The 22,443-nt window shown below is 59.6% G+C and carries 20 protein-coding genes; 6 read left to right on the top strand and 14 right to left on the bottom strand.

The window, feature by feature from the left end:
• Nucleotides 1–227: 227 nt before the first annotated feature.
• Together cmoA and cmoB are read left to right on the top strand one after the other, a co-directional pair.
• Entirely contained in the window at nt 228–971 is a 744-nt protein-coding gene (gene cmoA / locus Q7F16_RS05910) for a carboxy-S-adenosyl-L-methionine synthase CmoA (protein WP_018611163.1), read from the top strand.
• Nucleotides 968–1,924 (top strand): tRNA 5-methoxyuridine(34)/uridine 5-oxyacetic acid(34) synthase CmoB, encoded by a 957-nt coding sequence (gene cmoB / locus Q7F16_RS05905; RefSeq protein ID WP_409555930.1) that lies wholly within the window; start codon nt 968–970, stop codon nt 1,922–1,924. The genes cmoA and cmoB overlap by 4 nt, the downstream gene beginning before the upstream one ends.
• A 125-nt stretch (nt 1,925–2,049) precedes the next feature.
• Here the strand turns inward: cmoB and tadA are convergent, their stop codons facing one another.
• The 5 genes from tadA to Q7F16_RS05880 form a co-directional block, all read right to left on the bottom strand.
• On the bottom strand, nt 2,050–2,547 hold the full coding sequence (gene tadA / locus Q7F16_RS05900) for a tRNA adenosine(34) deaminase TadA (protein WP_046063925.1): 498 nt from the start codon (nt 2,545–2,547) through the stop codon (nt 2,050–2,052).
• A complete protein-coding gene (locus Q7F16_RS05895; protein WP_003198067.1) occupies nt 2,547–3,923 on the bottom strand; it encodes a multicopper oxidase family protein in 1,377 nt (458 codons plus the stop codon). Before Q7F16_RS05895 ends, tadA begins: the two co-directional genes overlap by 1 nt.
• A gap of 198 nt (nt 3,924–4,121) precedes the next feature.
• A complete protein-coding gene (locus tag Q7F16_RS05890) occupies nt 4,122–6,101 on the bottom strand; it encodes a tetratricopeptide repeat protein (protein ID WP_409555931.1) in 1,980 nt (659 codons plus the stop codon).
• Between the two features lie 323 nt (nt 6,102–6,424).
• Entirely contained in the window at nt 6,425–6,949 is a 525-nt protein-coding gene (locus Q7F16_RS05885; RefSeq protein WP_409555932.1) for a helix-turn-helix transcriptional regulator, read from the bottom strand.
• Between the two features lie 4 nt (nt 6,950–6,953).
• Nucleotides 6,954–7,199 carry a hypothetical protein gene (locus Q7F16_RS05880; RefSeq protein WP_235399635.1) on the bottom strand — a complete coding sequence of 82 codons (246 nt, stop codon included), beginning with the start codon at nt 7,197–7,199 and terminating at the stop codon, nt 6,954–6,956.
• Nucleotides 7,200–7,432: 233 nt separating this feature from the next.
• Here Q7F16_RS05880 and Q7F16_RS05875 point away from each other — a divergent pair, with 233 nt between their 5' ends.
• Entirely contained in the window at nt 7,433–8,875 is a 1,443-nt protein-coding gene (locus tag Q7F16_RS05875; protein WP_046063923.1) for a hypothetical protein, read from the top strand.
• A gap of 379 nt (nt 8,876–9,254) precedes the next feature.
• Here the strand turns inward: Q7F16_RS05875 and Q7F16_RS05870 are convergent, their stop codons facing one another.
• The 6 genes from Q7F16_RS05870 to Q7F16_RS05845 all read right to left on the bottom strand — a co-directional run bounded on the left by Q7F16_RS05870 (nt 9,255) and on the right by Q7F16_RS05845 (nt 15,130).
• Nucleotides 9,255–9,653 carry a type II toxin-antitoxin system death-on-curing family toxin gene (locus Q7F16_RS05870; RefSeq protein ID WP_315338566.1) on the bottom strand — a complete coding sequence of 133 codons (399 nt, stop codon included), beginning with the start codon at nt 9,651–9,653 and terminating at the stop codon, nt 9,255–9,257.
• Nucleotides 9,653–9,823 (bottom strand): hypothetical protein, encoded by a 171-nt coding sequence (locus Q7F16_RS05865; protein ID WP_046063921.1) that lies wholly within the window; start codon nt 9,821–9,823, stop codon nt 9,653–9,655. The genes Q7F16_RS05870 and Q7F16_RS05865 overlap by 1 nt, the downstream gene beginning before the upstream one ends.
• Before the next feature lie 548 nt (nt 9,824–10,371).
• Complete coding sequence (gene guaA / locus Q7F16_RS05860) at nt 10,372–11,949, bottom strand: glutamine-hydrolyzing GMP synthase (protein ID WP_003198041.1); 1,578 nt, start codon at nt 11,947–11,949, stop codon at nt 10,372–10,374.
• A 79-nt stretch (nt 11,950–12,028) separates the two neighbouring features.
• Entirely contained in the window at nt 12,029–13,498 is a 1,470-nt protein-coding gene (gene guaB, locus Q7F16_RS05855) for an IMP dehydrogenase (RefSeq protein WP_024616424.1), read from the bottom strand.
• Between the two features lie 245 nt (nt 13,499–13,743).
• Nucleotides 13,744–14,292, bottom strand: coding sequence for a sugar ABC transporter ATPase (locus Q7F16_RS05850; RefSeq protein WP_409555933.1), 549 nt, complete (start codon nt 14,290–14,292; stop codon nt 13,744–13,746).
• A 70-nt stretch (nt 14,293–14,362) separates the two neighbouring features.
• A complete protein-coding gene (locus Q7F16_RS05845; protein WP_014336707.1) occupies nt 14,363–15,130 on the bottom strand; it encodes a sulfite exporter TauE/SafE family protein in 768 nt (255 codons plus the stop codon).
• Between the two features lie 220 nt (nt 15,131–15,350).
• On the opposite strand from Q7F16_RS05845, the gene xseA reads away from it, so the two are divergent.
• The 3 genes from xseA (at nt 15,351) to leuA (ending at nt 19,681) form a co-directional block, all read left to right on the top strand.
• Complete coding sequence (gene xseA / locus Q7F16_RS05840; RefSeq protein ID WP_024616421.1) at nt 15,351–16,730, top strand: exodeoxyribonuclease VII large subunit; 1,380 nt, start codon at nt 15,351–15,353, stop codon at nt 16,728–16,730.
• A 3-nt stretch (nt 16,731–16,733) separates the two neighbouring features.
• Nucleotides 16,734–17,555 carry a peptidoglycan DD-metalloendopeptidase family protein gene (locus tag Q7F16_RS05835; protein WP_079302540.1) on the top strand — a complete coding sequence of 274 codons (822 nt, stop codon included), beginning with the start codon at nt 16,734–16,736 and terminating at the stop codon, nt 17,553–17,555.
• 446 nt (nt 17,556–18,001) lie between these two features.
• Nucleotides 18,002–19,681 (top strand): 2-isopropylmalate synthase, encoded by a 1,680-nt coding sequence (gene leuA, locus Q7F16_RS05830; RefSeq protein WP_046063918.1) that lies wholly within the window; start codon nt 18,002–18,004, stop codon nt 19,679–19,681.
• A 185-nt stretch (nt 19,682–19,866) separates the two neighbouring features.
• Here leuA and Q7F16_RS05825 read toward each other — a convergent pair whose 3' ends face one another.
• The 3 genes from Q7F16_RS05825 to Q7F16_RS05815 all read right to left on the bottom strand — a co-directional run bounded on the left by Q7F16_RS05825 (nt 19,867) and on the right by Q7F16_RS05815 (nt 22,281).
• A complete protein-coding gene (locus Q7F16_RS05825) occupies nt 19,867–20,286 on the bottom strand; it encodes a hypothetical protein (protein ID WP_046063917.1) in 420 nt (139 codons plus the stop codon).
• A 67-nt stretch (nt 20,287–20,353) separates the two neighbouring features.
• Nucleotides 20,354–21,145 (bottom strand): amidohydrolase, encoded by a 792-nt coding sequence (locus Q7F16_RS05820; protein ID WP_186650014.1) that lies wholly within the window; start codon nt 21,143–21,145, stop codon nt 20,354–20,356.
• The gene (locus tag Q7F16_RS05815) at nt 21,133–22,281 is read right to left on the bottom strand and encodes a pyridoxal phosphate-dependent aminotransferase (RefSeq protein ID WP_409555934.1); all 1,149 of its coding nucleotides are present in this window, start codon (nt 22,279–22,281) and stop codon (nt 21,133–21,135) included. Before Q7F16_RS05815 ends, Q7F16_RS05820 begins: the two co-directional genes overlap by 13 nt.
• Between the last annotated feature and the right edge of the window lie 162 nt (nt 22,282–22,443).

The following is a 22,443-nucleotide window of genomic DNA, read 5'->3' as shown; positions in this document are numbered from 1 at the left end:
GATTAATGTGGGAGCAAAGCTCTGTGGGAGCAAGGCTTGCCCGCGATGAAGGCACCGCGGTCTATAGCAAGACCGCATTATCGTTCATCGCGGGCAAGCCTTGCTCCCACAGAGCCCTACTCCCACAAAACCTTACTCCTACAAAGCCTTGCTCCCACAAAGCTCGCTCCCACAGGTTTTTTGGTTAAAATGCCGGCCTTTTCACCACCCATGCCGCTGGAACCGCCGTGAGCAAAGACCCCGATCGCCTATTCGCCCAACCCCTGGCCCAAGTGCCGGACTTCGCCTTCAACGAGGACGTGGTGCGGGTGTTTCCGGACATGATCAAGCGTTCGGTGCCAGGTTACCCGACCATTGTCGAAAACCTCGGCGTGCTCGCCGCGCAATTCGCCCAGCCGGGCAGCGTGCTCTACGACCTGGGCTCGTCCCTGGGCGCCGTGACCCAGGCCCTGCGCCGTCACGTGCGCACCGACGGTTGCCGGGTAATCGCTGTGGATAACTCGGCGGCCATGGTCGAGCGCTGCCGCGAATACCTCAACGGCCAGGACTCGATGTTCCAGGAGCTGCTGCCGGTGGAAGTGATCGAAGGCGACATCCTCGCCCTGACGTTCCAGCCGGCCTCGGTGGTGGCACTGAACTTCACCCTGCAATTCATCGCGCCAGACCAGCGCACCGCATTGTTGAGCCGCATCCGCCAGTCCCTGCTACCCGGCGGTGCCCTGATCCTGTCGGAAAAATTGCGGTTCAACGATGCCGAGGAACACGCCCTGCTCACCGACCTGCACGTGGCGTTCAAGCGCGCCAACGGCTACAGCGAGCTGGAAATTGCCCAGAAACGCAGCGCCATCGAAAACGTCATGAAGCCCGACAGCCTCGAGGAACACCGCGAACGCCTGCTGGCGGCCGGGTTCTCGAAAGTCGTGCCGTGGTTCCAGTGTCTTAACTTCGCCTCGTTGATTGCCCTGCCATGATTGATCTGTCCCCCCTCGCCCGCCATCTGGCCGGCACGCCCCTGGCCGATTGGGCCGCGACACTGCAGACGCAACTCGACAGCAAGATGGAAAAGGGCCATGGCGATCTGGAGCGTTGGCAAAGCGCGCTCGATGCGCTGCCGGCCCTGCAACCCACCACGGTCGACCTGCTGAATGGTCTGACGCTGGACACCGATTGTTCCGACGAAACCCGTGCGCAAATGCGTACTGCGTTGATGGGCCTGTCGCCATGGCGCAAAGGCCCTTTCGACCTGTTTGGCGTGCACGTGGACACCGAATGGCGCTCGGACTGGAAGTGGTCACGGGTGGCCCCGCACCTGGACCTGAAAGGCAAGCGCATCCTCGATGTGGGCTGCGGCAACGGCTACTACATGTGGCGGATGCTCGGCGCCGGGGCTGACACGGTGATCGGCGTCGACCCCAACTGGCTGTTCTTCTGCCAGTTCCAGGCGGTGCAGCGCTACCTGTCGCAGCCCAACGCCTGGCATCTGCCGTTCCCGTTCGAGGCCCTGCCAGCGGAGCTGGAAGGCTTCGACACGGTGTTCTCCATGGGCGTGTTCTACCACCGGCGCTCACCGATCGAGCACCTGCTGGCCTTGAAGGACTGCCTGGTCAAGGGCGGCGAACTGGTGCTGGAAACCCTGGTGATCGAGGGCGACGAACACCAGGTGCTGGTGCCCGAGGACCGCTACGCGCAGATGCGTAACGTATGGTTCCTGCCGTCGGTCCCGGCCCTGGAGCGCTGGCTGCGCCGCGCCGGGTTCAGCGACGTGCGTTGCGTGGACGTGAGCCTGACCACCGTAGAGGAACAGCGCAGCACCGAGTGGATGAAGTATCAGTCGCTGAGCGACTTCCTCGACCCCGCCGCCCACAGCAAAACCATCGAAGGGCTGCCGGCGCCGATGCGGGCGGTGATTGTGGCGCGTAAATAAACAGCCCGAACACCACAAAAACCTGTGGGAGCGAGCTTGCTCGCGATAGCGGTCTGTCAGGCAACATCGCTGTTGAATGTCAGGCCCTCATCGCGAGCAAGCTCGCTCCCACAGGGGATCAGTGTTCAACCTTGCGATTTGGCTCTTCGGGCCTTGAAGAACTCACTCAGCACGGTGCTGCACTCCTCGGCCAACACCCCGCCCTCGTACATCACCCGATGGTTCAGGAAACCCTGGCTGAAAAACTGCCCCTGGCTCTGCACGATGCCGGCCTTGGGCTCCAGAGCGCCGTAAACGACCCGGGCGATACGCGAATGGACGATCAGGCCAGCGCACATGCTGCATGGCTCCAACGTCACATACAACGTGCTGCCGGGCAGGCGATAGTTGCTCACCGCCTGGGCGGCGGCGCGGATGGCGACCATTTCCGCGTGGGCACTGGGGTCGTGGCCGCTGATCGGGCAGTTGAAACCGCGTCCGATGATCTCGCCGTCCTGCACCAGCACCGCGCCCACGGGCACTTCGCCCAGGGCGGCGCCTTGTGCGGCGAGGGCCAGGGCTTCGCGCATGAAGTCCTGGTCACGGCTGCGGTCGATGATCCTGGCAGGGCGAATCTGGCGCATCAAGCCACCTCGATGGCGGCCATCAGGCCGGTTTCCATGTGGTCGATCACATGGCAGTGGAACATCCATACGCCTGGATTATCCGCCACCAGCGCCACCTGCGCCCGCTCGTTCTTGCCCAGCAGGTAAGTGTCGGTGAAATACGGCACGACCTTGTGCCGGTTCGATGCGATCACCTTGAAGCTCATGCCGTGCAAATGGATCGGGTGCTGGTACTGGGTCATGTTCTTCAATTCGAAAATGTAGCTCTGGCCTTTCTTCAGCGTGGCGATCGGCCGGTCGGCGCAGGTTTTGTCAGTGATGTCCCAGGCCTTGCCGTTGATCTGCCACAGGCTCGGCGGCTTGCCATTGTCGACGTTGACCGACACCGAGCCAACCCATTCGAAATTGAAGTTGAGTTTTTCGGCATTGGCCAGGTCCGGCTCCGACACCGGGTTGGGCGGCAGCGCCGGCGGCCATTGGCTCGGCGCGTCACTGTTAGGCACCGAACGCAAGGTCCCCAGGCGCACCGGGCCATTGCGCAGCGACAACTCTTCGCCGGCTGGCGGTGCCTTGATCGCCAGGCAAATGCGCATGCCCGGGCCAAGCCAGTATTCCTTGCCCAACGGGCGCGGTTCGATGGGGTTGCCGTCCAGCGCATAGATCTGCGCTTCAACGCCTGGGATGTTGATGCGATACGTCAGGGTGTTGTCCAGGTTGAGCAAGCGCACCCGGGTGATCTGCCCGGCCGGCAGGTCAATCACCGCTTGCGCCACGCCGTTGATGGTCGCCAGCCGCCCGGCCGTGCCGCCACGCGCCGCTTCACGGGGAATGCTGAACGCGACGAACTCGCCCTGCTCGTCCACATGCCAGCTCTTGAGGCTCAGGGTCTGCTCGTATTTGAAGCCGGTGGGCTCACGCTCTTCGATGATCAACGGCCCCACCAGTCCACGCCCGAGCTCTTCGCTGCTGTTGACGTGAGGGTGATACCAATAGCTGCCGGCGTCTGGCACGCGGAACTTGTAATCGAAATACTCGCCCGGCAGCACCGGCAATTGCGAGACATACGGCACACCGTCCATCTCCAGCGGCAAACGGATCCCGTGCCAATGAATGGTGGTGGCGACCGGCAGGTGATTGATAAAGCGTACCCGCAACCATTCGCCCTGGCGCACCCGCAGCTCGGTGCCCGGCGCCGAGGGACCAAACGCCCAGGCCTGGGTCTTGTGCCCGGCCACCAGTTCGACGTCCAGGGGCGCGGCGATCAATTCATAGTCGTGACCGGCCTCGGCATCGGCGCGCTTGCCCAACCAGTACCGCGACGCACCTCCCGCACCCACGCCAACGACAACAAGACCGGCCAGGCCACCGAGTATTTGGCGACGGGTAAAGGACATGAACGCAACCACCTATTGAATCCGCGGCGAACCGTTGGGCCCGCAAAAGGCGAATACGATACACCCGCAGATGAGAAACGGTAAGGAAAGCAAGATGAAAAAAACGTGTGGTGGTTATTCCCAGCGTTTTCCCGATAGGAGAATGAATCGAACGGTCAGCGTGCTTCTGCACCGCGTGGCGTAAAAAAAGCCGAGCGACTACTCGCTCACCCGCTCCAGCCAGGCCTTGTGCGCAGCACTTGTATCGTCGGGCAAGTTGCTCAGATAAGCGTGTAGCTCTGCTTGCATACCGAACACCTTCCATATCAACGGCGCCAAGCGCGATGCAGGGTTGCCCGCCTGCTCCAACTCGCGCAGCCACTGCAGGCTGCGCTCCTTGTATTCGGCGAGTACGTCCGACTGGTAATCGTGGGCCTTGCCCAACCCGGAGATGTACATCAGCTTGGCGACTTCCACCGTGGGCCAATGAAGGGCCATGTTGAGCGGCCAGTCGAGCATGGCACGCTCACCCCACATCGCGGATTTAGGCATGCGCCCGTTCGCCAGCAGCGTCAACATGAAGGCCTGGCCCAGCTCGGTCAGGTAGACCGGCAGGGCTTCGGCGGTGGGATGCAGGTAGAACGAATCCACGGGCGTCTCGCGCTTCAGGCCAATGCGGGCAAGCAAACGCTGCTCAAGGTCGAGTACCAGAGCACCGATGCCGGCCTTCGTCGCGCTGCCACTTTCGGTAGTTTGCCTGGTGCGAGTCGCGCAGTCCCAGAGGCTCAGGGAAAGCAGCCATTGGGCTTGATCACCTTCACCCGAACAGCCGATCTCGCCGGTGATGAAGGACTTCATCGTCGGCGGCACGATATCGAAAAGCGCTTGGCCGTCGGCTTCACCCCCCGATAGCACCGGGCCGCCGCCTTCCACGATTTGGATATAACAAGTGCCTACATGGTCGCTCCAGTAGTGCACGGCTTCGGCCAGGTAGAGAGGAATCGCGCGCGAGAAGCGTCCCAGTTCATCCTCCCGTTGCGATTCGGCGCGCTCTGCCCCGTCTGTGCTTTTGGACAGCGCGAAGAAACCGATTTGCGATGCTCCTTCCGGCTTCTGCGCGAAGAACCAATCGGCGTTGCGCAAACCGTAGTGCCAGATCGGCTGGTTCAATGCCAACGTCGCGAACTGCAGGCTTTCAGGATCCACCGGCACGCCTTGGGCGTCCTGCTTGTGCATTTGCTGGAAGGCTTGGGCAAACTGGTCGAGCTGGCTTTTGATCGGCGCAAAACCCAGGGCATACAGGCGAGCGAGCAGCGCCTCGCCTTCGGCCGCTTGGCCAAGTTCCTGATAGGCGCGCAGCAAGTTGATACCGGCCATGGGGTCGTGTTTGTGCTCATCGTAGATGGGCTCGACCAGCTCGATGATCAGTGGAATCTGGCCGTTGTTACCCAAGTCGCCCGAGATCATCATCAGCGCGCTGCCGTCGAACGTACCCGCCGTCAGCACCTGCGTGTAAAACCCGCGTGCCGATTCGACGTCCTTCTGTTCCAGGCAATGACGCGCCAACCACAAGGGCGCACGCCAACTGCCGGGCAATGCAGCCACGGTACGCAGCGCCTCGAGATAGCCCGCCTCGCCGGCCTTTTCCCGCTGAAGGGCCGCCCACCACAACAGGCCATTCTCTTGATTCGGGTCGGCTTGGATCGCGTGCCAAAGCGTTTCATCGGCAAGCGCCTGCTCGCCGCGCTCGCTGAAGACCTTGGCCAGGTTGGTCAGCAAAGTGCCTGTCGCGCCCACTTTCGCCATCCCGGTGCGCAGCGCGTTTTCGGCGGCATCGAGCTGGCCGTTCTCCAGCAGCACAATGCCCTGGATGACATGACTGCGCTCGGGGTTGCTGTCGATCTCGACCAGTTGCGCCGCGGCCGGAATCAAGTCAGCGACAAAACCATCATTCAAACCCGAGATAATCAGGCTGTAGAGTTCGTCGGCAGAATTCCATTTCTCTCGCAGGTTTGGCAGGAAGACGTTGTTACGCCACTCGTTGCGGGTGATCTGCATCTCACGACCGTAGCTGTCGTAGACCGTGATCAATTCACTCTCGTCCGGCTGGGGCGGCGGCGCGTCAGTGTGCGCGGAAGAAACCGGTGTCGACGTGCTGGATTTCTTGCCGCTCAGAGCGGACAGGATGCGTTTGAACATAAGGGCAGTGACACCGTTTCTGAGTTTGTCGGCACGGTGTTCTTGGGATGGAAGTTTGCAGTCTTGTTGTGAGCGGCCGACAGCTTTGCGCATTCACTTGCAGAGAGCGACGGACAAACGTGGACAAGCCAAGAGCAACGATGGGGAAGTTGGCATTTAAGCACAATTTGAAACCCGACTTTGCGCAGAGCCTGGGCACAGACACCTGGGAAACGCCTCTGCCCCTGTGGCGAGGGGATTTATCCCCGTTGGGCTGCGCAGCAGCCCCCGGAACCGTTATCGCCATGTGCCCGCTTCGGCTACTCCGTTATTCCCCAAGGCGGTCACCCAACCAAAGCGTCCAACTCTTCGCAAGCCATACCAGGCAACCGTAGGCCCTCTTTCGCAACGTTGACCTGCAGCGCCACCTGAGCCACATCCAACACATTCTTGGTAAGCGAATAGCTGCCCTTGGCCTGCAGCCAGGTCAGCACGTCCGCCAGATGCCAGATAGATGCACTCCCCTCATGCACCGGTGTCGGGAAGCTACCTGGATGGGCCAACATCAGCTTGCGCATGTTCTGCCGAGATACACCTACGATCTCGGCAACGTCGGTCAACCCGACCAAATCAGGCGCAACCTCGATCAATTTGGCCGACGGTACCGCGCGATGGACGTCGGCCAGAGCGCTAAGCACCGCCTTGACCGCATCAGGAGCTTCGCGAGTGAACTCAAGCGCCAGACGCCCTGGCTGCCCGATGCCAACCAAGGCATCTTCGCAGCCCGCTTCTCCTAGCCGTTCGACCAGTTCATCCATGGCACAGCCATCGTCAGCAAGCTGATATTTCAAGGTAAAAATATATTCCATTGTTCTATTCCTCAGCATCGTCATCAGCCTCGCGCCGATTGCGATGCGCAGTGCAACAGTCCACGACGCGTCGCAAGGCTCGCGCATGGTTGCCAGGGTTCTTCGGCGTGCTCCATATCGAGGTGATGCAGAACTCGCCACAACGGCACTCCACCTCTTTGTACGGGCAATAAACCCGCCCCCAGGCGTGACTGCCGCCAACCTCTATGCGCCACCCCTGCCCTTCGGCATGCCTAAGCGCTTCTTCAATTTATTTCTTCGGGTGCGTTGGACGAATCATCCGTGATCTCCAGTATTCGCATGACTCGCCAGGTTGTCAAATGACAACCCAAGCATCCCCTTCAAGCGGCGCCACTCAGCAGCGTCTCAAACGAGGAGATAGGTTGGCATGTGACAGGTCCTCGTGAAAAGGTGCGATCACTCAGGCAAAGACGGTAACATCCCACTTTGCAAACACGCATTCAACTATCAAGGATGAACACCATGATCATCACGATTGCTTTCAGCGTAAAAAATTATGTTGAGGTTATGGAAAGTTGGCCAATAAAGATTGATGACGTCATATTTACTCTAGAGCGAAAAGACAATATCGTTCAAAAAGTATGTATTTCTTTCCCCAACGTAGACATCGAGAACGCACCCAAAATTGTACGACCTACAAAAAAATCGGGTATACCTCAAATAAATATGAGAGGCAATGAATTCGTAAAAATCGCTTTGAAGAAGGTATTAAACTGGCAAGCCGTCGTCATCAGCCAACAGCTATTTGATTTAGACTTCGACAGCTACGAGATACGATTCATTGCGGAAACCCCGTTAGAGCAAAGCCAAATTCACATCAAATCATTTCGTAGTATTGAAAACGACGCAATGAATAGATGTTGTGATTTCGAACAGATAGGAAGATCATTCTGCGTTGGAGACATTGATGAGTTTCGCATCGAATCGACTTCTCACTTTCGCGAGGGACGTATCGCCTATGAGGCAGGTCGATACATCGACTCATACAATCAAATGTTTCTTTTTTTAGAAACTCGCTATTGTGACGGCAAAACCAAAACCACCCAACAAGTGGACTTACTATCAAAAAATATGATCTTTTGCAGCAACTTAGAACAATCAATCCTAGAAATAAAAGACAAACAGATCACCGAATCGAAACACCTAAGAAATTTATTCAACAAAAATACAACACTCAGAGAAAAAATAACTCTTATTATCCTCTTACGGGGCAAGCTTAGACACCATTCTCTAAAAAGCTCACAGCGCTGGAACCCAAATCAGCAAGACGAGTACGAAGCACCCGCTAGATTCCTAAGCGCGGTTGTAGGCGGCATCGTACTAACAGAGTCATTAAATGATATCTATGCACCTGAAACCCTGGAGAAATTTCGAAAGATATCGACTGATACTGGCTATGAATCGAATATTAAAGTGGTGACAAATCGTCTAGAAAGGGCACCGGCGTTGTCTCTTGAGATGAGTTACCCTGTTACAGTGATTTCAAGCAACCTCTGTAAAGCTACCGTCGTAAACGCCTTAAGTGCCTGCGAAAGCGAAGGTCAGCTAGCAGACACTGTAAGGCTTGAGGCAGAAGACATAAAAACGGGCCTTGAACTTTTCACGCTTGAACTCGGAGTCTGGGCACATACCAAATCAAGAGCTATAGAGCACTTCGCGGAAAACACATTAATTCGCTGTCAATTTGAACACTTACAATCGAAAACATGTGTCAAACACGATTTCTCAATGCCGCTAAACAATAAAAAAATTGACATTCTTGCTGCCTGGCATTTACTAAAATCATGCCTTGACTGGATAGAAGAAAAAGATCCTACAACTAGAATTCTAAGCTTGAAGCTTTTCCTCGAAGGCCAATCTACTGCTTTTTTGAGATATAAAGTAGGAGCACAAGTCAAAAACTAAATCTGCATATCATGGTCCGTACTGCGCAAAGATGGCAGAACGAGTGGCTAAACCTCAGCAGGCACAGGCGGTGTTTGCGCCTGATCAAGGGGTGACACCGTTCGATACGGATTTGATTCGATCGCAGTTTCTTTGACGCCTACGACAGCCTTGCCGTTTATTGAAACGACAACTCTTGTTTCGGAGTTTTCTATCAGAAAACAAAAGTGCCAGTCAGTAATAACTGACTAGCACGCGCGGACAATAATCTGCACCGCCATCACGTACAACTTCAGCCAGCAGCTCAACTGCATATGACGTATCAGCCGGGAAAAGTCTGCTATTGCCCAATTATGGCTAAGGCTAATCGAGCCAGTGAATTTGACCGGTCTACCCAGTGTTAAATCTGATTTTGAGAAGCAATGAAGCAGGAGTAAAGAATATCAGCGAAATCATGCTCGTTGATGTCGCCGATAACCAAATCCCTAACGGCATCCGCTATCAAATCATTATCTAGAGTGACTTCATAATCATTGAGCGAAAGGTACTCCAAGCCGACTGCAAGCCCGGTGCGCTTGTTAGCATCAGGCAGTGCGTGGCCTTGCGCGATACTGGCAGTGTACTTGGCGGCAATTTCAAATACATCGTCAAGGCCATTATAGGCAATCGCGTTGTCGATTCGAGCCAGCGCGCCTTGTAAAAGCGGAATATTTACCGGCCCCTTCATGCCGGGCTCGGTAGTCAAGATCTGAGTGTTTATTTCAATAACACGTTCAAATGGAAAGAAGATCAATTCCATTACATGTCAGCCAACTTCTGAAAGGTCTTCTTGTGAGTCCTGAGAACGAGCTTGGTTTCTGAATAGACGATCTGCTTACCCAAGTCGCCACCCAAATCCAGCTTCTTGATGGCTTTAACTTTAGGCCGCTCTACTATGAATACGCCATAGGTGTTCAGCTTGTGGTTCATGACATGAATACCCCAAACGGTTTGATCAATTTCTGCTCACACGGTAGCACACTGAGAGGCAAGATACACCGAGCCGTCGACTGCGTCGTACGCCGCTTGCTGGTTGGCATCAGTGCCACGCCAGCGCATGACTCAGCATCAGTCATTACTGACAGAAAAGCATCTGCAGCGGTAGTGCGTCAATACGTTCAATCACGTTGGCCTCAGGCAAATGTCGTAACGGCTCCGAATCACATTCGTATCAAGAACGATCATTCAAAGGTCACTGTCCGGGCGGGCGTCTTGTCGTGCGCACTCTCAAGGGCCGCGAACTCGTAATCCGTCAGGCTGGCCTTGCGGCTCATCTCGGCAGCAGCGAGCCCAGCTTGACCCAGCCTGGCGGCCTCACCGTAGGCATCCAAAATGTCTCGCATCCCGGCCTTGAGATTGTGATCGTGTTGAGCTGCCTTTAAACAGGTGCGCCAGTTTCGGAGGGTGACAAATGCAAAAAGCCCGCAACTCAGCGGGCATTTTTGTTAGTCAACACAGGTCCCTTAGGGGGCGTAGGCTCATTCCCACTCAATCGTCGCCGGCGGCTTGCTCGACACGTCGTACGTCACGCGAGAAATACCTTCGATTTCATTGATGATGCGCCCGGAAACGGTTTCCAGCAGCTCGTACGGCAGGTGTGCCCAGCGCGCGGTCATGAAGTCGATGGTTTCCACGGCACGCAGGGCCACGACCCAGGCGTAACGACGGCCGTCGCCGACCACGCCCACCGATTTCACCGGTTGGAACACCACGAACGCCTGGCTGACCTTGTGGTACCAGTCGGCCTTGCGCAGTTCTTCGATGAAGATGTGGTCGGCGCGACGCAGCAGGTCGGCGTATTCCTTCTTCACTTCACCGAGGATCCGCACGCCCAGGCCAGGGCCCGGGAATGGGTGGCGGTAGACCATGTCGTACGGCAGGCCCAGCTCAAGACCCAGGCGACGCACTTCGTCCTTGAACAGTTCGCGCAGCGGCTCGACCAGCTTGAGGTTCATCTCTTCCGGCAGGCCACCGACGTTGTGGTGGGACTTGATCACGTGGGCCTTGCCGCTCTTGGCGCCGGCCGACTCGATCACGTCGGGGTAGATGGTGCCCTGGGCCAGGTACTTGATGTTGTCCAGTTTGTTGGACTGGGCATCGAACACGTCGATGAAAGTGCGGCCGATGATCTTGCGCTTTTTCTCCGGGTCGGACTCGCCGGCCAGGTTGTTCAGGAACTGCTCTTCGGCGTTGGCGCGGATCACCTTGACGCCCATGTTCTCGGCGAACATGGCCATCACTTGCTCGCCTTCGTGCAGGCGCAGCAGGCCGTTGTCGACGAAGACGCAGGTCAGTTGGTCGCCGATAGCCTTGTGCAGCAATGCGGCAACCACCGAGGAGTCAACGCCGCCAGACAGGCCCAGCAGCACGTTGTCAGTACCGACTTGAGCACGGACCTGGGCGATGGCGTCTTCAGCGATTTTCGACGGGGTCCACAGGGCTTCGCACTCGCAGATGTCGAGGATGAAGCGCGACAGGATGCGGCCGCCCTGCTTGGTGTGGGTCACTTCAGGGTGGAACTGCACGCCGTAGTAACGGCGATCATCGTTGAACATGCCGGCAATCGGGCAGCTCGGGGTGCTGGCCAGGATGTGGAAGTCTTCCGGCATCCTGGTGACCTTGTCACCGTGGCTCATCCACACGTCCAGGCCGAACAGGCCGTCGGCGTCGACGTGGTCCTCGATGCCGTCCAACAGGCGGCTCTTGCCGACTACGTCAACGCGGGCATAACCGAACTCGCGCAGGTCCGAACCTTCGACCTTGCCGCCCAGTTGCTCAGCCATGGTCTGCATGCCGTAGCAGATACCGAAGACGGGCACGCCCAGGTCGAACACGGCTTGCGGGCAGCGCGGGCTGTCGGCTTCGTGCACGGACTCGGGGCCGCCGGCGAGGATGACGCCTTTAGGCGCGAATTCGCGAATCGCTTCGTCATCCATGTCGAACGGATGCAATTCGCAGTACACGCCGATTTCACGCACGCGGCGGGCGATCAGTTGGGTGTACTGGGAACCGAAGTCGAGGATCAGGATGCGGTGAGCGTGAATGTCGAGGGCCATGACTCATTCTCATGTAGTGAATCAGAAACAACTCGGGGCTGAATGAACAGCCCCGGTGATTAACGTTTTGCTGAAGGCCTTAACCTACGCGGTAGTTCGGCGCTTCCTTGGTGATCTGCACGTCGTGGACATGGGACTCGGCCATGCCAGCGCCGGTGATACGCACGAATTCAGGCTTGGTGCGCATCTCTTCGATGTTGGCGCTGCCGGTGTAGCCCATGGAAGAACGCAGGCCGCCCATCAGTTGATGGATGATGGCGCTTAGGGTGCCTTTGTACGGCACGCGACCTTCGATGCCTTCCGGCACCAGCTTCTCGGCACCCGCGGAGGAGTCCTGGAAGTAACGGTCGGAAGAGCCCTGGGCCTGGGACATGGCGCCCAGCGAACCCATGCCGCGATAAGCCTTGTAGCTACGGCCCTGGAACAGCTCGATCTCGCCCGGTGCTTCTTCGGTACCGGCAAACATCGAACCCATCATCACGCAGGAGGCACCGGCTACGATGGCCTTGGACAGGTCACCGGAGAAGCGGATACCGCCGTCGGCGATCAACGGCACGCCGGTGCCTTCAAGGGCGGCGGCGACGTTGGCGATGGCGCTGATCTGCGGCACGCCGACACCGGCAACGATACGGGTGGTGCAGATCGAGCCAGGGCCGATACCGACCTTGACCGCGTCGGCGCCGGCTTCGGCCAGGGCCTTGGCCGCAGCGCCGGTGGCGATGTTGCCGCCGATCACCTGCACTTCAGGGAAGTTCTGCTTGACCCAGCGAACGCGGTCGATCACGCCTTTGGAGTGGCCGTGGGCGGTGTCGACCACCACCACGTCAACACCGGCACTGACCAGGGCGGCGACACGGTCACCGGTGTCCTTGCCGGTGCCGACCGCTGCGCCGACGCGCAGACGACCTTGGTCGTCCTTGCTGGCCAGCGGGTAAGCCTTGGCTTTTTCGATGTCGTTGACGGTCATCATGCCCTTGAGGGCGAATTTGTCGTCGACGATCAGCACGCGCTCGATGCGGTGCTTGTGCAGCAACTCGCGGACTTCGTCCTTGTTGGTGCCTTCCTTGACCGTGACCAGGCGCTCTTTAGGCGTCATCACTTGGCGGACGGTGGCATCCAGGCGGTTCTCGAAACGCACGTCGCGGGAGGTGACGATGCCGACCAGGTCGCCATCGTGCAGCACCGGAACGCCGGAGATGTTGTGCATGCGGGTCAGTTCGAACAGATCCCGGACCGTGGCGTCAGCCTCGATGGTGATCGGATCCTTGACCACGCCAGCCTCGAACCGCTTGACCTTGCGCACTTCGGCGGCCTGCTGTTCGATGGTCATGTTCTTGTGGATGATACCGATACCGCCTTCCTGGGCCATGGCAATGGCCAGACGGGCTTCGGTCACGGTGTCCATAGCGGCGGAAACCAGGGGGATATTCAGTTCGATGCCACGGGTGAGACGGGTTTTGAGACTGACTTCGTTAGGCAGTACTTCGGAATAACCGGGCACTAGGAGAATGTCGTCGAAGGTCAGAGCTTCTTGGCTGATACGCAGCATCGCGGGGGCTCCCGAGCGGGAAAATGGAAGCGCGCCATTATACTCATGGACCCCGTCTGGCTCAATGTAAAACTCTGTCTATTATTGCCGGGCTGATTGACGGGCTAAATCACTGCCCAAATGCCAACACATCCCCCTGTGGGAGCGAGCTTGCTCGCGAATGCGGTGTGTCATCCAACATTAGCATCGACTGACACACCGTCATCGCGAGCAAGCTCGCTCCCACAGGGGGTACTGCGCCGCTCCTACAACTCCACCTTCACCCAACTCACCGGCTGATCGAGCCAATCGGCGAATTCATCGAGGAAGTCCTGCTTGAACCCCGCCTCCAGCCAATTGTTGAAGATGAACCCCAGGTTCGAAAAGCCGCAGGGCTGCAGGAACAGGAAGCCGTTGATGTCATCCTCATGGCCGCATTCGGGGCAGGTGAAGTTGTCGATGCGCGCCGGCATCCAGTCTTCCAGGCTTTCGAACAGCGCTTCGCCGACTTCCTTGCGGCACTCGGCGCAACCGGCTTCTTCGAGAAAGCCCTTGGCCGGTGTATAGATGCAGCGCTTGGTGATGATCTCCAAGCCATTGATCGACTCGCCGAATGGCAAGGCTTCGGGGTGCATGACCACCTCGCGGGCACCGGGGGCTATGGCGTGGGCCATGCGATTGCCGGTGCGCCCGCAGGTGGTCAGTTGTTCTTCGACGATATTCTTGCGCACCAGCCAGCGCACGATCGCCCGGGCCCGAGGCTCGTGGACCGGCAGGGTGGAAATTTTCGGAACGATGATGCTTTGCGAGTTCATGGCGAGGCCTGGCTGTTTCCCTGGCAGGGTCTGATCAAAGGCCGGCAGCTTAATCCCTGGCCGGGCCAGGTCAAGCACTCAGGTAGCGCCCGATCAACGCGAGGCCGCTGGCAAGCACCAGCCAGGTGACCAGCCGCACGAATGCCTCACGCGACATCTTCAGGGTCAAGCGACGCCCTACCCACAACCCCAGCGCCATGGCCGGCAACAAACACAGCGCCAGTACCAACAAGGGTAGCTCGGCATACACCCCGGCCACGATAAACAGGCTCAGGCGCACCACGGTGCTGCAACTGATCAGGGCACTTTGCGTGGCTCGGGCCGCGTCCTTGGGCAAGCGACTGTTCAGGTAGATGGCATATAAAAAGCCGCCACTGCCAAACAACGCGCCGAACATCCCACCCACCGTGCCCATCGGGAACGCCCACCGCGCTGACAACTGCGTCGGCCGAGTTTTTATCAACAGGCTGTAGATCGCATAGCAACTGATGAACACCCCCATCAACAGCAACAACAGGTCGGACTTGAGGTTGAGCAGGAAAATCACCCCGAGGGTGCAGCCTAGCGCCATGCACGGCAGCAACCGCAGCAGCTCCGGCCGGGACACATCTCGGCGCGACGGCAGCAAGTTGCCGAAGGCCGCGACGAAATCGAGCAAGACCAGCAGCGGGACGATTTTCGACAGCGGCATGAACAGCAGCAGGATGGGCGCGGCCACCAGCGCCGTGCCGAACCCGGCAATGCCGAACACGATGTAGGCCAGGGCAATGGCCGAGCCGATCACCAGCCATTGCGTGGGGGCGAAGGCCCACTGGCCCAACCATGGGAGAAGATTCATCCGGCACTTCCTTGATGAGGAGAGCGGCGACTTTAGCCAGATCCGGGGGACTACTTCCAGCATTTGTGGTGATTGGCCTACCGCTATCGCGAGCAAGCTCGCTCCCACATTTGATCTTCAGTGCGGCATAGATCTCCTGTGGGAGCGAGCTTGCTCGCGATGCAGGCAACCCGTTCTAATTGTCTGCACACCATCGGCGAATCCCCTTATCATGCCGCCCATGATTAAAGATCCCTTTGCCCGACTGGGCCTGGACCGCGAGGTCCTGACTGTCAGCCAGCTCAACGGCCGTGCGCGGGTGTTGCTTGAAGACGTGTTCAGCAACATCTGGGTCGAGGGCGAAATCTCCAACCTCGCCCGCCCGGCCTCCGGCCATGTGTACTTCACCCTCAAGGACAGTGGCGCCCAGGTGCGTTGCGCGCTGTTCCGGCAGAATGCCGCGCGGGTGCGCCAGGCCTTGAAGGACGGGCTGGCGGTGAAAGTGCGCGGCAAGGTCTCGCTGTTCGAAGGCCGTGGCGACTATCAATTGATCCTCGACACCGTAGAGCCGGCCGGCGATGGCGCCCTGCGCCTGGCCTTCGATGCCCTGAAGGAGAAACTCAGCGCCGAAGGCCTGTTCAGTGCCGAGCGCAAGGTGCCGCTGCCGGCCCATCCGCAACGCATTGGCATCATCAGTTCGCCCACCGGCGCGGTGATCCGCGACATCATCAGTGTTTTCCGCCGCCGCGCGCCGCAGATCGCCCTGACGCTGATCCCCACCGCCGTGCAAGGTCGCGAAGCTACCGCACAAATCGTCCGCGCCCTGAAGCTGGCCGACGCCCGGGGTTTCGATGCGCTGATCCTGGCCCGGGGCGGCGGTTCGCTGGAAGACTTGTGGTGCTTCAACGAAGAAGCCGTGGCCCGGGCGGTGGATGCCTGCGTCACGCCGATCGTCAGCGCCGTGGGCCATGAAACCGACGTGTCCATCAGCGATTTCGTCGCCGACGTGCGCGCCCCGACCCCGTCCGCCGCCGCCGAACTGCTCGCTCCCGATGCCGGTGACCTGGTGCGTCGGGTCGAAAGCCTGCATCGCCGACTGGTGATGCGCATGCGCGACCGACTGATGCGCGATCAATTGCGCCTCGAAGGCCTCACCCGACGCCTGCGCCACCCCGGCGAACGCCTGCGCCAGCAAGCCCAGCGCCTCGACGACCTGGACATGCGCATGCGCCGGGCGTTCGAACGCAGCCTCAATACCCGTCGTGAACGTTTGATCCGCCTGGAAACCCGCCTGGCCGGGCAACATCCGGGCCGGCAACTGGCATTGCTGCGCCAGCGCCTGGACAGCCTGGCCGAACGCCTGCCCCGGGCCATGCGCGAAGGCCTCAAGACGCGCCGCGTGCAATTGCACAACCAGATGCAGACGCTGCACATTGTCAGCCCCCTGGCGACCCTCGGCCGCGGCTACAGCATTTTGCTCGACGAACGCGGCCAGGCGATCCGCAGCGCCGGGCAAACCCAGACCGGCCAGCGCCTGACCGCCAAGCTCGGCGAAGGCGAATTGCTGGTGCGGGTCGAAGACAATCACCTGACGCCGGTCACCCTTTCTTTACTGGATTGATTCATGCCGCGATATCTCGCCCCCTTGTTCTTGCTGTGCCTGACCTTCAACGCCCACGCCGACAGTTACATCACCCGCCTGCTGAACAAACCAGTGCCCGGCGGCGTGGCCGTGGTGGACCTGGGCAGCGCGGCCAAGGCACCGAAAGCCAGTTACCAGGGCAAGCCGGTGCTGGTGGTCAAGGAACAGGACAACTGGCTGGCGATTGTCGGCATCCCGCTGACGGTCCAGCCCGGCACACAGCAGATCAGCAGTGGCGGCGGCACCCAGCCGTTCGTGGTCGGCTACAAGAAGTATCCCGAGCAACACATCACCCTGAAGAATAAGCGCCAGGTCAACCCGAACCCGGCGGACCTCAAACGCATCGAGGCCGAACTGGCGGTGCAACTGAAGGCCTACCGCAGCTTCAGCCCGAACATCCCCAGCAACCTGTTGCTGGACAAACCGGTCAACGGCCCGTTGTCGAGCAAGTTCGGCGTGCGCCGCTTCTTCAACGGCGAAGAGCGCAACCCCCACGCCGGCCTGGACTTCGCCGTGCCCGCCGGCACGCCGATCAAGACCCCGGCCGCCGGCAAGGTGATCCTCACCGGTAATTACTTCTTCAATGGCAACACCGTGTTCGTCGACCATGGCCAGGGCTTCATCAGCATGTTCTGCCACATGTCGAAGATCGACGTGAAGGTCGGCCAGCAACTGGCCCGGGGCACCGTGGTGGGCAAGGTCGGCGCCACCGGCCGCGCGACGGGGCCGCACATGCACTGGAACATCAGCCTGAACGATGCGCGGGTGGATCCGGCGATTTTTATCGGGGCTTTCCAACCCTGAATGGGATGGTGGGGCTACTGGCCTCATCGCGAGCAAGCTCGCTCCCACATTTGATCTTCAGTGCGACATAGATCTCCTGTGGGAGCGAGCTTGCTCGCGATGACGGCAGCCGCATCACCCCCTCCTTTGAATTGCCAAGCTCAAAACATCGACGCAATTTCTGACATTCATACCTGAAACATGCGCGATTAAATCTCGCAAACCCGCCTAAAAGCAGAACTTATCTCAATTTTTTCCGACTGCTTGCGATCCGCCCCTCACGCGGTTAGGGTTGAAGGCATGAAAACCTCTCACACCCTCATTCAGCTTCGCCAGCACCGCAGCCTGTGCCTCGTCAGCGCACGACTGCCGGGCTGAATCGCGGCACCTCGTCCCGGCTGTGAAGCCACCCCCATCGAACCACCGGCAGGCCGCCTTTTTCCGGCCACGACAATAAGGATTTCCCCATGAGCATGCTCAAAGACCCGTCTTCCAAATACCGCGCCTTCCCGACCATCAACCTGCCGGATCGCACTTGGCCGTCGAAGACCATCACCGCCGCGCCGATCTGGTGCAGCTCCGACCTGCGCGACGGCAACCAGTCGCTGATCGAGCCGATGGACGCGGTCAAGAAGCTGCGCTTCTGGAAAACCCTCGTCGCAGTGGGCGTGAAGGAAATCGAAGCATCGTTCCCAGCCGCTTCGCAAACAGACTTCGACTTCGTGCGTACCCTCATCGAAGAAGGCCACATCCCGGACGACACCACCATCCAGGTGCTGACCCAGGCCCGTGAAGACCTGATCGCCCGTACGTTCGAATCCCTGCGCGGCGCGAAAAAAGCCATCGTCCACCTGTACAACGCCACCAGCCCGTCGTTCCGTCGTATCGTGTTCAACCAGGACAAGGAAGGCGTGAAGGAAATCGCGGTGAACGCGGCCAAGCTGTTCGTCAAATACGCCGCGCAGCAGCCGGAAACCCAGTGGCAGTTCGAATATTCGCCAGAGACTTTCAGCGCCACTGAGCTGGAGTTCGCCAAGGAAGTCTGCGACGCGGTGATCGAAGTCTGGAACCCGACACCCGAGCGCAAGGTGATCCTCAACCTGCCCGCTACCGTGGAAGTCGCCACGCCGAACATCTACGCCGACCAGATCGAGTGGTTCCACCGCAACATCACCCGTCGTGACAGCGTGCTCATCAGCCTGCACACCCACAACGACCGTGGCACCGGCGTGGCCGCTACCGAGCTGGGCCTGATGGCGGGGGCCGACCGTGTCGAAGGCTGCCTGTTCGGCAACGGCGAACGCACCGGCAACGTCGACCTGGTGACCGTGGCGCTGAACCTCTACACCCAAGGCATCAACCCCGGGCTGGACTTCTCCGACATCGACGGCGTGCGCAAAGTGGTCGAGGAGTGCAACCAGATCCCGGTGCACCCGCGTCACCCGTATGTTGGCGACCTGGTCCACACCGCATTCTCCGGCTCGCACCAGGACGCCATTCGCAAGGGCTTCGCCCAGCAGAAATCGGACGGTCTGTGGGAAGTGCCATACCTGCCAATCGACCCGGCCGACATCGGCCGCAGCTACGAGGCGGTGATTCGCGTCAACAGCCAGTCGGGCAAGGGCGGTATCGCCTACCTGCTGGAACAGGAATACGGCATCAGCCTGCCGCGTCGCATGCAGATCGAATTCAGCCAGGTGGTACAGCGCGAAACCGATCGCCTGGGCCTGGAAATGACGGCTCAGCAGATCCACGCCTTGCTGCAGCGTGAATACCTGCAAGCCAACACTCCGTACGCGCTGGTCAGCCATCGCCTGCAGGAAGAAAACGGCAACAGCGCCGTAGAAGTGGAAGTGGCGAGCAAGGGCCAGGGCGAGACCAACCTGCACTGGCGCGGCAAGGGCAACGGCGCGCTAGAAGCGCTGGTGGCCGGCCTGCCAATTCCGGTGGAGATCATGGACTACAACGAACACGCCATCGGCGCCGGCACCAACGCCAAGGCGGCGGCGTACATCGAACTGCGGGTCAACGGCGAGCGTGCGGTGCACGGCGTGGGTATCGATGAAAACATCACCACCGCCAGCTTCAAGGCGCTGTTCAGTGCACTGAACCGTTCCCTGAGCCAGCCGGAAGCCAAAGCGGCCTGATCCAAGGCTGAAATGCAAAAAGGCCCCGGGGTGTGAACCCTGGGGCCTTTTTGTTTGGCTGATGATTTTGTCTCGCCTGTCAGGGCCTCATCGCGAGCAAGCTCGCTCCCACACTGGTCGGCATGATGCAAAACCCTGTGGGAGCAAGCTTGCTCGCGATGGCGGCCTATCAGGCAGCCAAAATGTCAGGCATGGGTATCGATCGAAACAGTCATCGCCTGCAACAACGCGGCCTGCAAGGTCTGCAAAGTCGCTTGGGTCGCCATGATCTGAGTCTGGATCGCCATGGTTTCCTGAGCTTTCTGCTCCTCATCGGCGCGGCTTTTTTGCACCCGTGCCAGCTGGGCTTGCTGTTCGGCCAGCAACTTCTCGGTCTGTTCGATCTGCTTCTTCAGTTGTTCGATGACATCGCTGCTGCCGCTGCTGCCACCCGCACCTGCGATATTCGCGCCGCTGGTGTCGACTTCCAGTTTCTTGTCTTTGTCTTCGCTGCTATCAGTCGATGCCACGGGACTGACCGCTTTTTCTTCTTCAGCCCCGCGGATGGAGACTTTAGGGGCTGACAATGGATAAGGATTGACGGTGGTTGCGCTGATACTGGTCATGAGCATTCTCCTTGGCTGACCGTTTATCGGCACGCACCCCGATTCCTGAAGGGTTGAATCGTTTCAGTTAGATGAATTCGAACGAGTCGGCATCCAGGTTCGCCGGAAACCGCGTGCGATACGCCGCCAGGTCCGCTGCGTTCAAGCACACCTTGAACACACCATCCGCTTCGCCGGCGCTGAGCAAGCTCTCGCCCTGGAAATCCAATACCTGGCTGTCACCGGTATAGGCGAAGCCCTTGCCGTCGGTACCGACACGGTTTACCGCCGCCACGTAGCACAGGTTCTCGATCGCCCGGGCCGGCAACAGCCGGTTCCAATGCTGACGCCGCGCCCCGGGCCAGTTGGCGGTGTACAGCAGCAGGTCGGTGTCCTCGGCATCGCGGCTCCAGACCGGGAAACGCAGGTCGTAGCAAATCAGCGGACGAATCCGCCAGCCCTTGAGCTCGAACAGCACCTGTCGCTCACCCGGGGTGTAGTGGTTGTGCTCCCCCGCCATACGAAACAGATGGCGTTTGTCGTAATGCAGCACTTCTCCATCCGGCCGTGCCCAGAGCAGGCGATTGCGATGGCTGCCGTCAGCGGCCTGGATGATCACACTGCCGGTAATCACTGCGTCCAGCTTTGCCGCCTGGGCCTTGAGCCATTGGCGCGTCGGGCCGTTCTCCGGCTCCGCCAGGGTCTCGGATTCCATGGAGAAACCCGTGGTGAACATTTCCGGGAGGATAATCAAATCGGCCCCGCGTGCCTGCTCCAGCAGCGCTTCGAAATGTTCCAGGTTGGCCCGGCGGTCGTGCCAGGCCAGGGTGGTCTGGACCAGGGCAATGTCGAGGTCCGGCAATGTGCTCAAATCACGCATAGCTTTTGCGCCGCTTCACGCAGCGTCTCCTCGCGTTTGGCAAAGCACAGGCGCACCAGGCGCTGGCCTTGTGGTGGATGCTGGTAGAACACCGAGATCGGAATCGTCGCCACGCCATGCTCGCGGGTCATCCACACCGCCATGTCGACGTCATTCAGGTCCGGGCGAATCTGCGAATAGTCCACCAACTGGAAATAAGTACCGGTCACGCGCTTGAAGCTGAAGCGCGACGGCGCCAGCAGATCGCAGAACAGGTCGCGCTTGGCCTGGTAGAAGTCCGGCAGCTCATCGACGTGTTCCGGATGCTCGGCCATGTAGTCGGCCAGGGCGTACTGCAACGGCGTCACGCCGCAGAAGCTGACGTACTGGTGCACCTTGCGCAGCTCCGCCGTCAGGGCCGCTGGCGCCACCACGTAGCCGGTTTTCCAGCCGGTGACGTGGTAGGTCTTGCCGAACGAACTGACCACGAAGGCGCGGCGGTACAGCTCTTCATGGGCCAGGACACTGGCGTGGGCAACGCCGTCGAACACCAGGTGTTCGTAGACCTCATCGCTGACCAGGTAGATGTCTCGGTCGCGAATCAGCGTCGCCAATTGATCCAGTTCGGCGCGGCTGATCAGGGCGCCGCTGGGGTTGTGTGGCGAGTTGAGGATGATCATGCGCGTACGCGGGCTCAGGGCTTGGCCGAGCTTCTCGAAGTCGATGGCGAAGTCATCCAGGCCCAATGGCACATGCACGCAATGCCCGCCGGCCAATTGCACGGCAGGCTCGTAGCTGTCGTAGCTGGGGTCGAAGACGATCACTTCGTCGCCGCTGTGGACCACCGCCGCAATGGCACAGAAAATCGCCTGGGTCGCCCCTGGGGTCACGGTGACCTCCTGATCGGCATCGACGTTGGCGCCGTAGCTGCGGGCGATCTTCGCCGCGATCTGCTGGCACAGCGCCGGCAGACCGGTCATCGGTGAGTACTGGTTATGGCCTTGGGCAATGTGCCGACCGACCGCATCGCGCAGGGCCTGCGGGCCATCGAAATCGGGAAAACCCTGGGACAGGTTCAGCGCGCCCGTCTGCGCGGCGAGCTGGGACATCTGGGTGAAAATCGTGATGCCGACATTCGGCAACTTGCTGGTGATCATGAAGGGTCCCTGCTCTGCACCCGGCTCTGGTGCGGCGCGGGAGAGCTCGAGAATAGCCCAATCGCCGGGCATGAAAAAGGGTGCCACCCAGGGCACCCTTCTCATGCTGAAGACTCATGCCCTGTGGGAGCCAGGGCTGTGGTAAGCAAGACTTTGGGAGCA

It is taken from the genome of Pseudomonas sp. Lb2C2 (assembly GCF_052112205.1).
GTDB classification, from domain to species: Bacteria; Pseudomonadota; Gammaproteobacteria; order Pseudomonadales; family Pseudomonadaceae; genus Aquipseudomonas; species Aquipseudomonas kilonensis.
This window is presented reverse-complemented; position numbering and strand designations above follow the sequence as displayed.

Excerpts from the sequence above, each read along its gene's own strand:
- xseA (WP_024616421.1), top strand. The coding sequence starts at position 15,351 with ATGATTAAAGATCCCTTTGCCCGACTGGGCCTGGACCGCGAGGTCCTG.
- Q7F16_RS05895 (WP_003198067.1), bottom strand. The coding sequence starts at position 3,923 with ATGTCCTTTACCCGTCGCCAAATACTCGGTGGCCTGGCCGGTCTTGTT.
- Q7F16_RS05825 (WP_046063917.1), bottom strand. The coding sequence starts at position 20,286 with ATGACCAGTATCAGCGCAACCACCGTCAATCCTTATCCATTGTCAGCC.
- Q7F16_RS05875 (WP_046063923.1), top strand. The coding sequence starts at position 7,433 with ATGATCATCACGATTGCTTTCAGCGTAAAAAATTATGTTGAGGTTATG.
- Q7F16_RS05885 (WP_409555932.1), bottom strand. The coding sequence starts at position 6,949 with ATGGAATATATTTTTACCTTGAAATATCAGCTTGCTGACGATGGCTGT.
- Q7F16_RS05870 (WP_315338566.1), bottom strand. The coding sequence starts at position 9,653 with ATGGAATTGATCTTCTTTCCATTTGAACGTGTTATTGAAATAAACACT.
- Q7F16_RS05850 (WP_409555933.1), bottom strand. The coding sequence starts at position 14,292 with ATGAACTCGCAAAGCATCATCGTTCCGAAAATTTCCACCCTGCCGGTC.
- Q7F16_RS05815 (WP_409555934.1), bottom strand. The coding sequence starts at position 22,281 with ATGATCACCAGCAAGTTGCCGAATGTCGGCATCACGATTTTCACCCAG.
- Q7F16_RS05865 (WP_046063921.1), bottom strand. The coding sequence starts at position 9,823 with ATGAACCACAAGCTGAACACCTATGGCGTATTCATAGTAGAGCGGCCT.
- Q7F16_RS05820 (WP_186650014.1), bottom strand. The coding sequence starts at position 21,145 with ATGCGTGATTTGAGCACATTGCCGGACCTCGACATTGCCCTGGTCCAG.
- cmoB (WP_409555930.1), top strand. The coding sequence starts at position 968 with ATGATTGATCTGTCCCCCCTCGCCCGCCATCTGGCCGGCACGCCCCTG.
- guaA (WP_003198041.1), bottom strand. The coding sequence starts at position 11,949 with ATGGCCCTCGACATTCACGCTCACCGCATCCTGATCCTCGACTTCGGT.
- Q7F16_RS05890 (WP_409555931.1), bottom strand. The coding sequence starts at position 6,101 with ATGTTCAAACGCATCCTGTCCGCTCTGAGCGGCAAGAAATCCAGCACG.
- guaB (WP_024616424.1), bottom strand. The coding sequence starts at position 13,498 with ATGCTGCGTATCAGCCAAGAAGCTCTGACCTTCGACGACATTCTCCTA.
- leuA (WP_046063918.1), top strand. The coding sequence starts at position 18,002 with ATGAGCATGCTCAAAGACCCGTCTTCCAAATACCGCGCCTTCCCGACC.
- Q7F16_RS05835 (WP_079302540.1), top strand. The coding sequence starts at position 16,734 with ATGCCGCGATATCTCGCCCCCTTGTTCTTGCTGTGCCTGACCTTCAAC.
- Q7F16_RS05845 (WP_014336707.1), bottom strand. The coding sequence starts at position 15,130 with ATGAATCTTCTCCCATGGTTGGGCCAGTGGGCCTTCGCCCCCACGCAA.
- tadA (WP_046063925.1), bottom strand. The coding sequence starts at position 2,547 with ATGCGCCAGATTCGCCCTGCCAGGATCATCGACCGCAGCCGTGACCAG.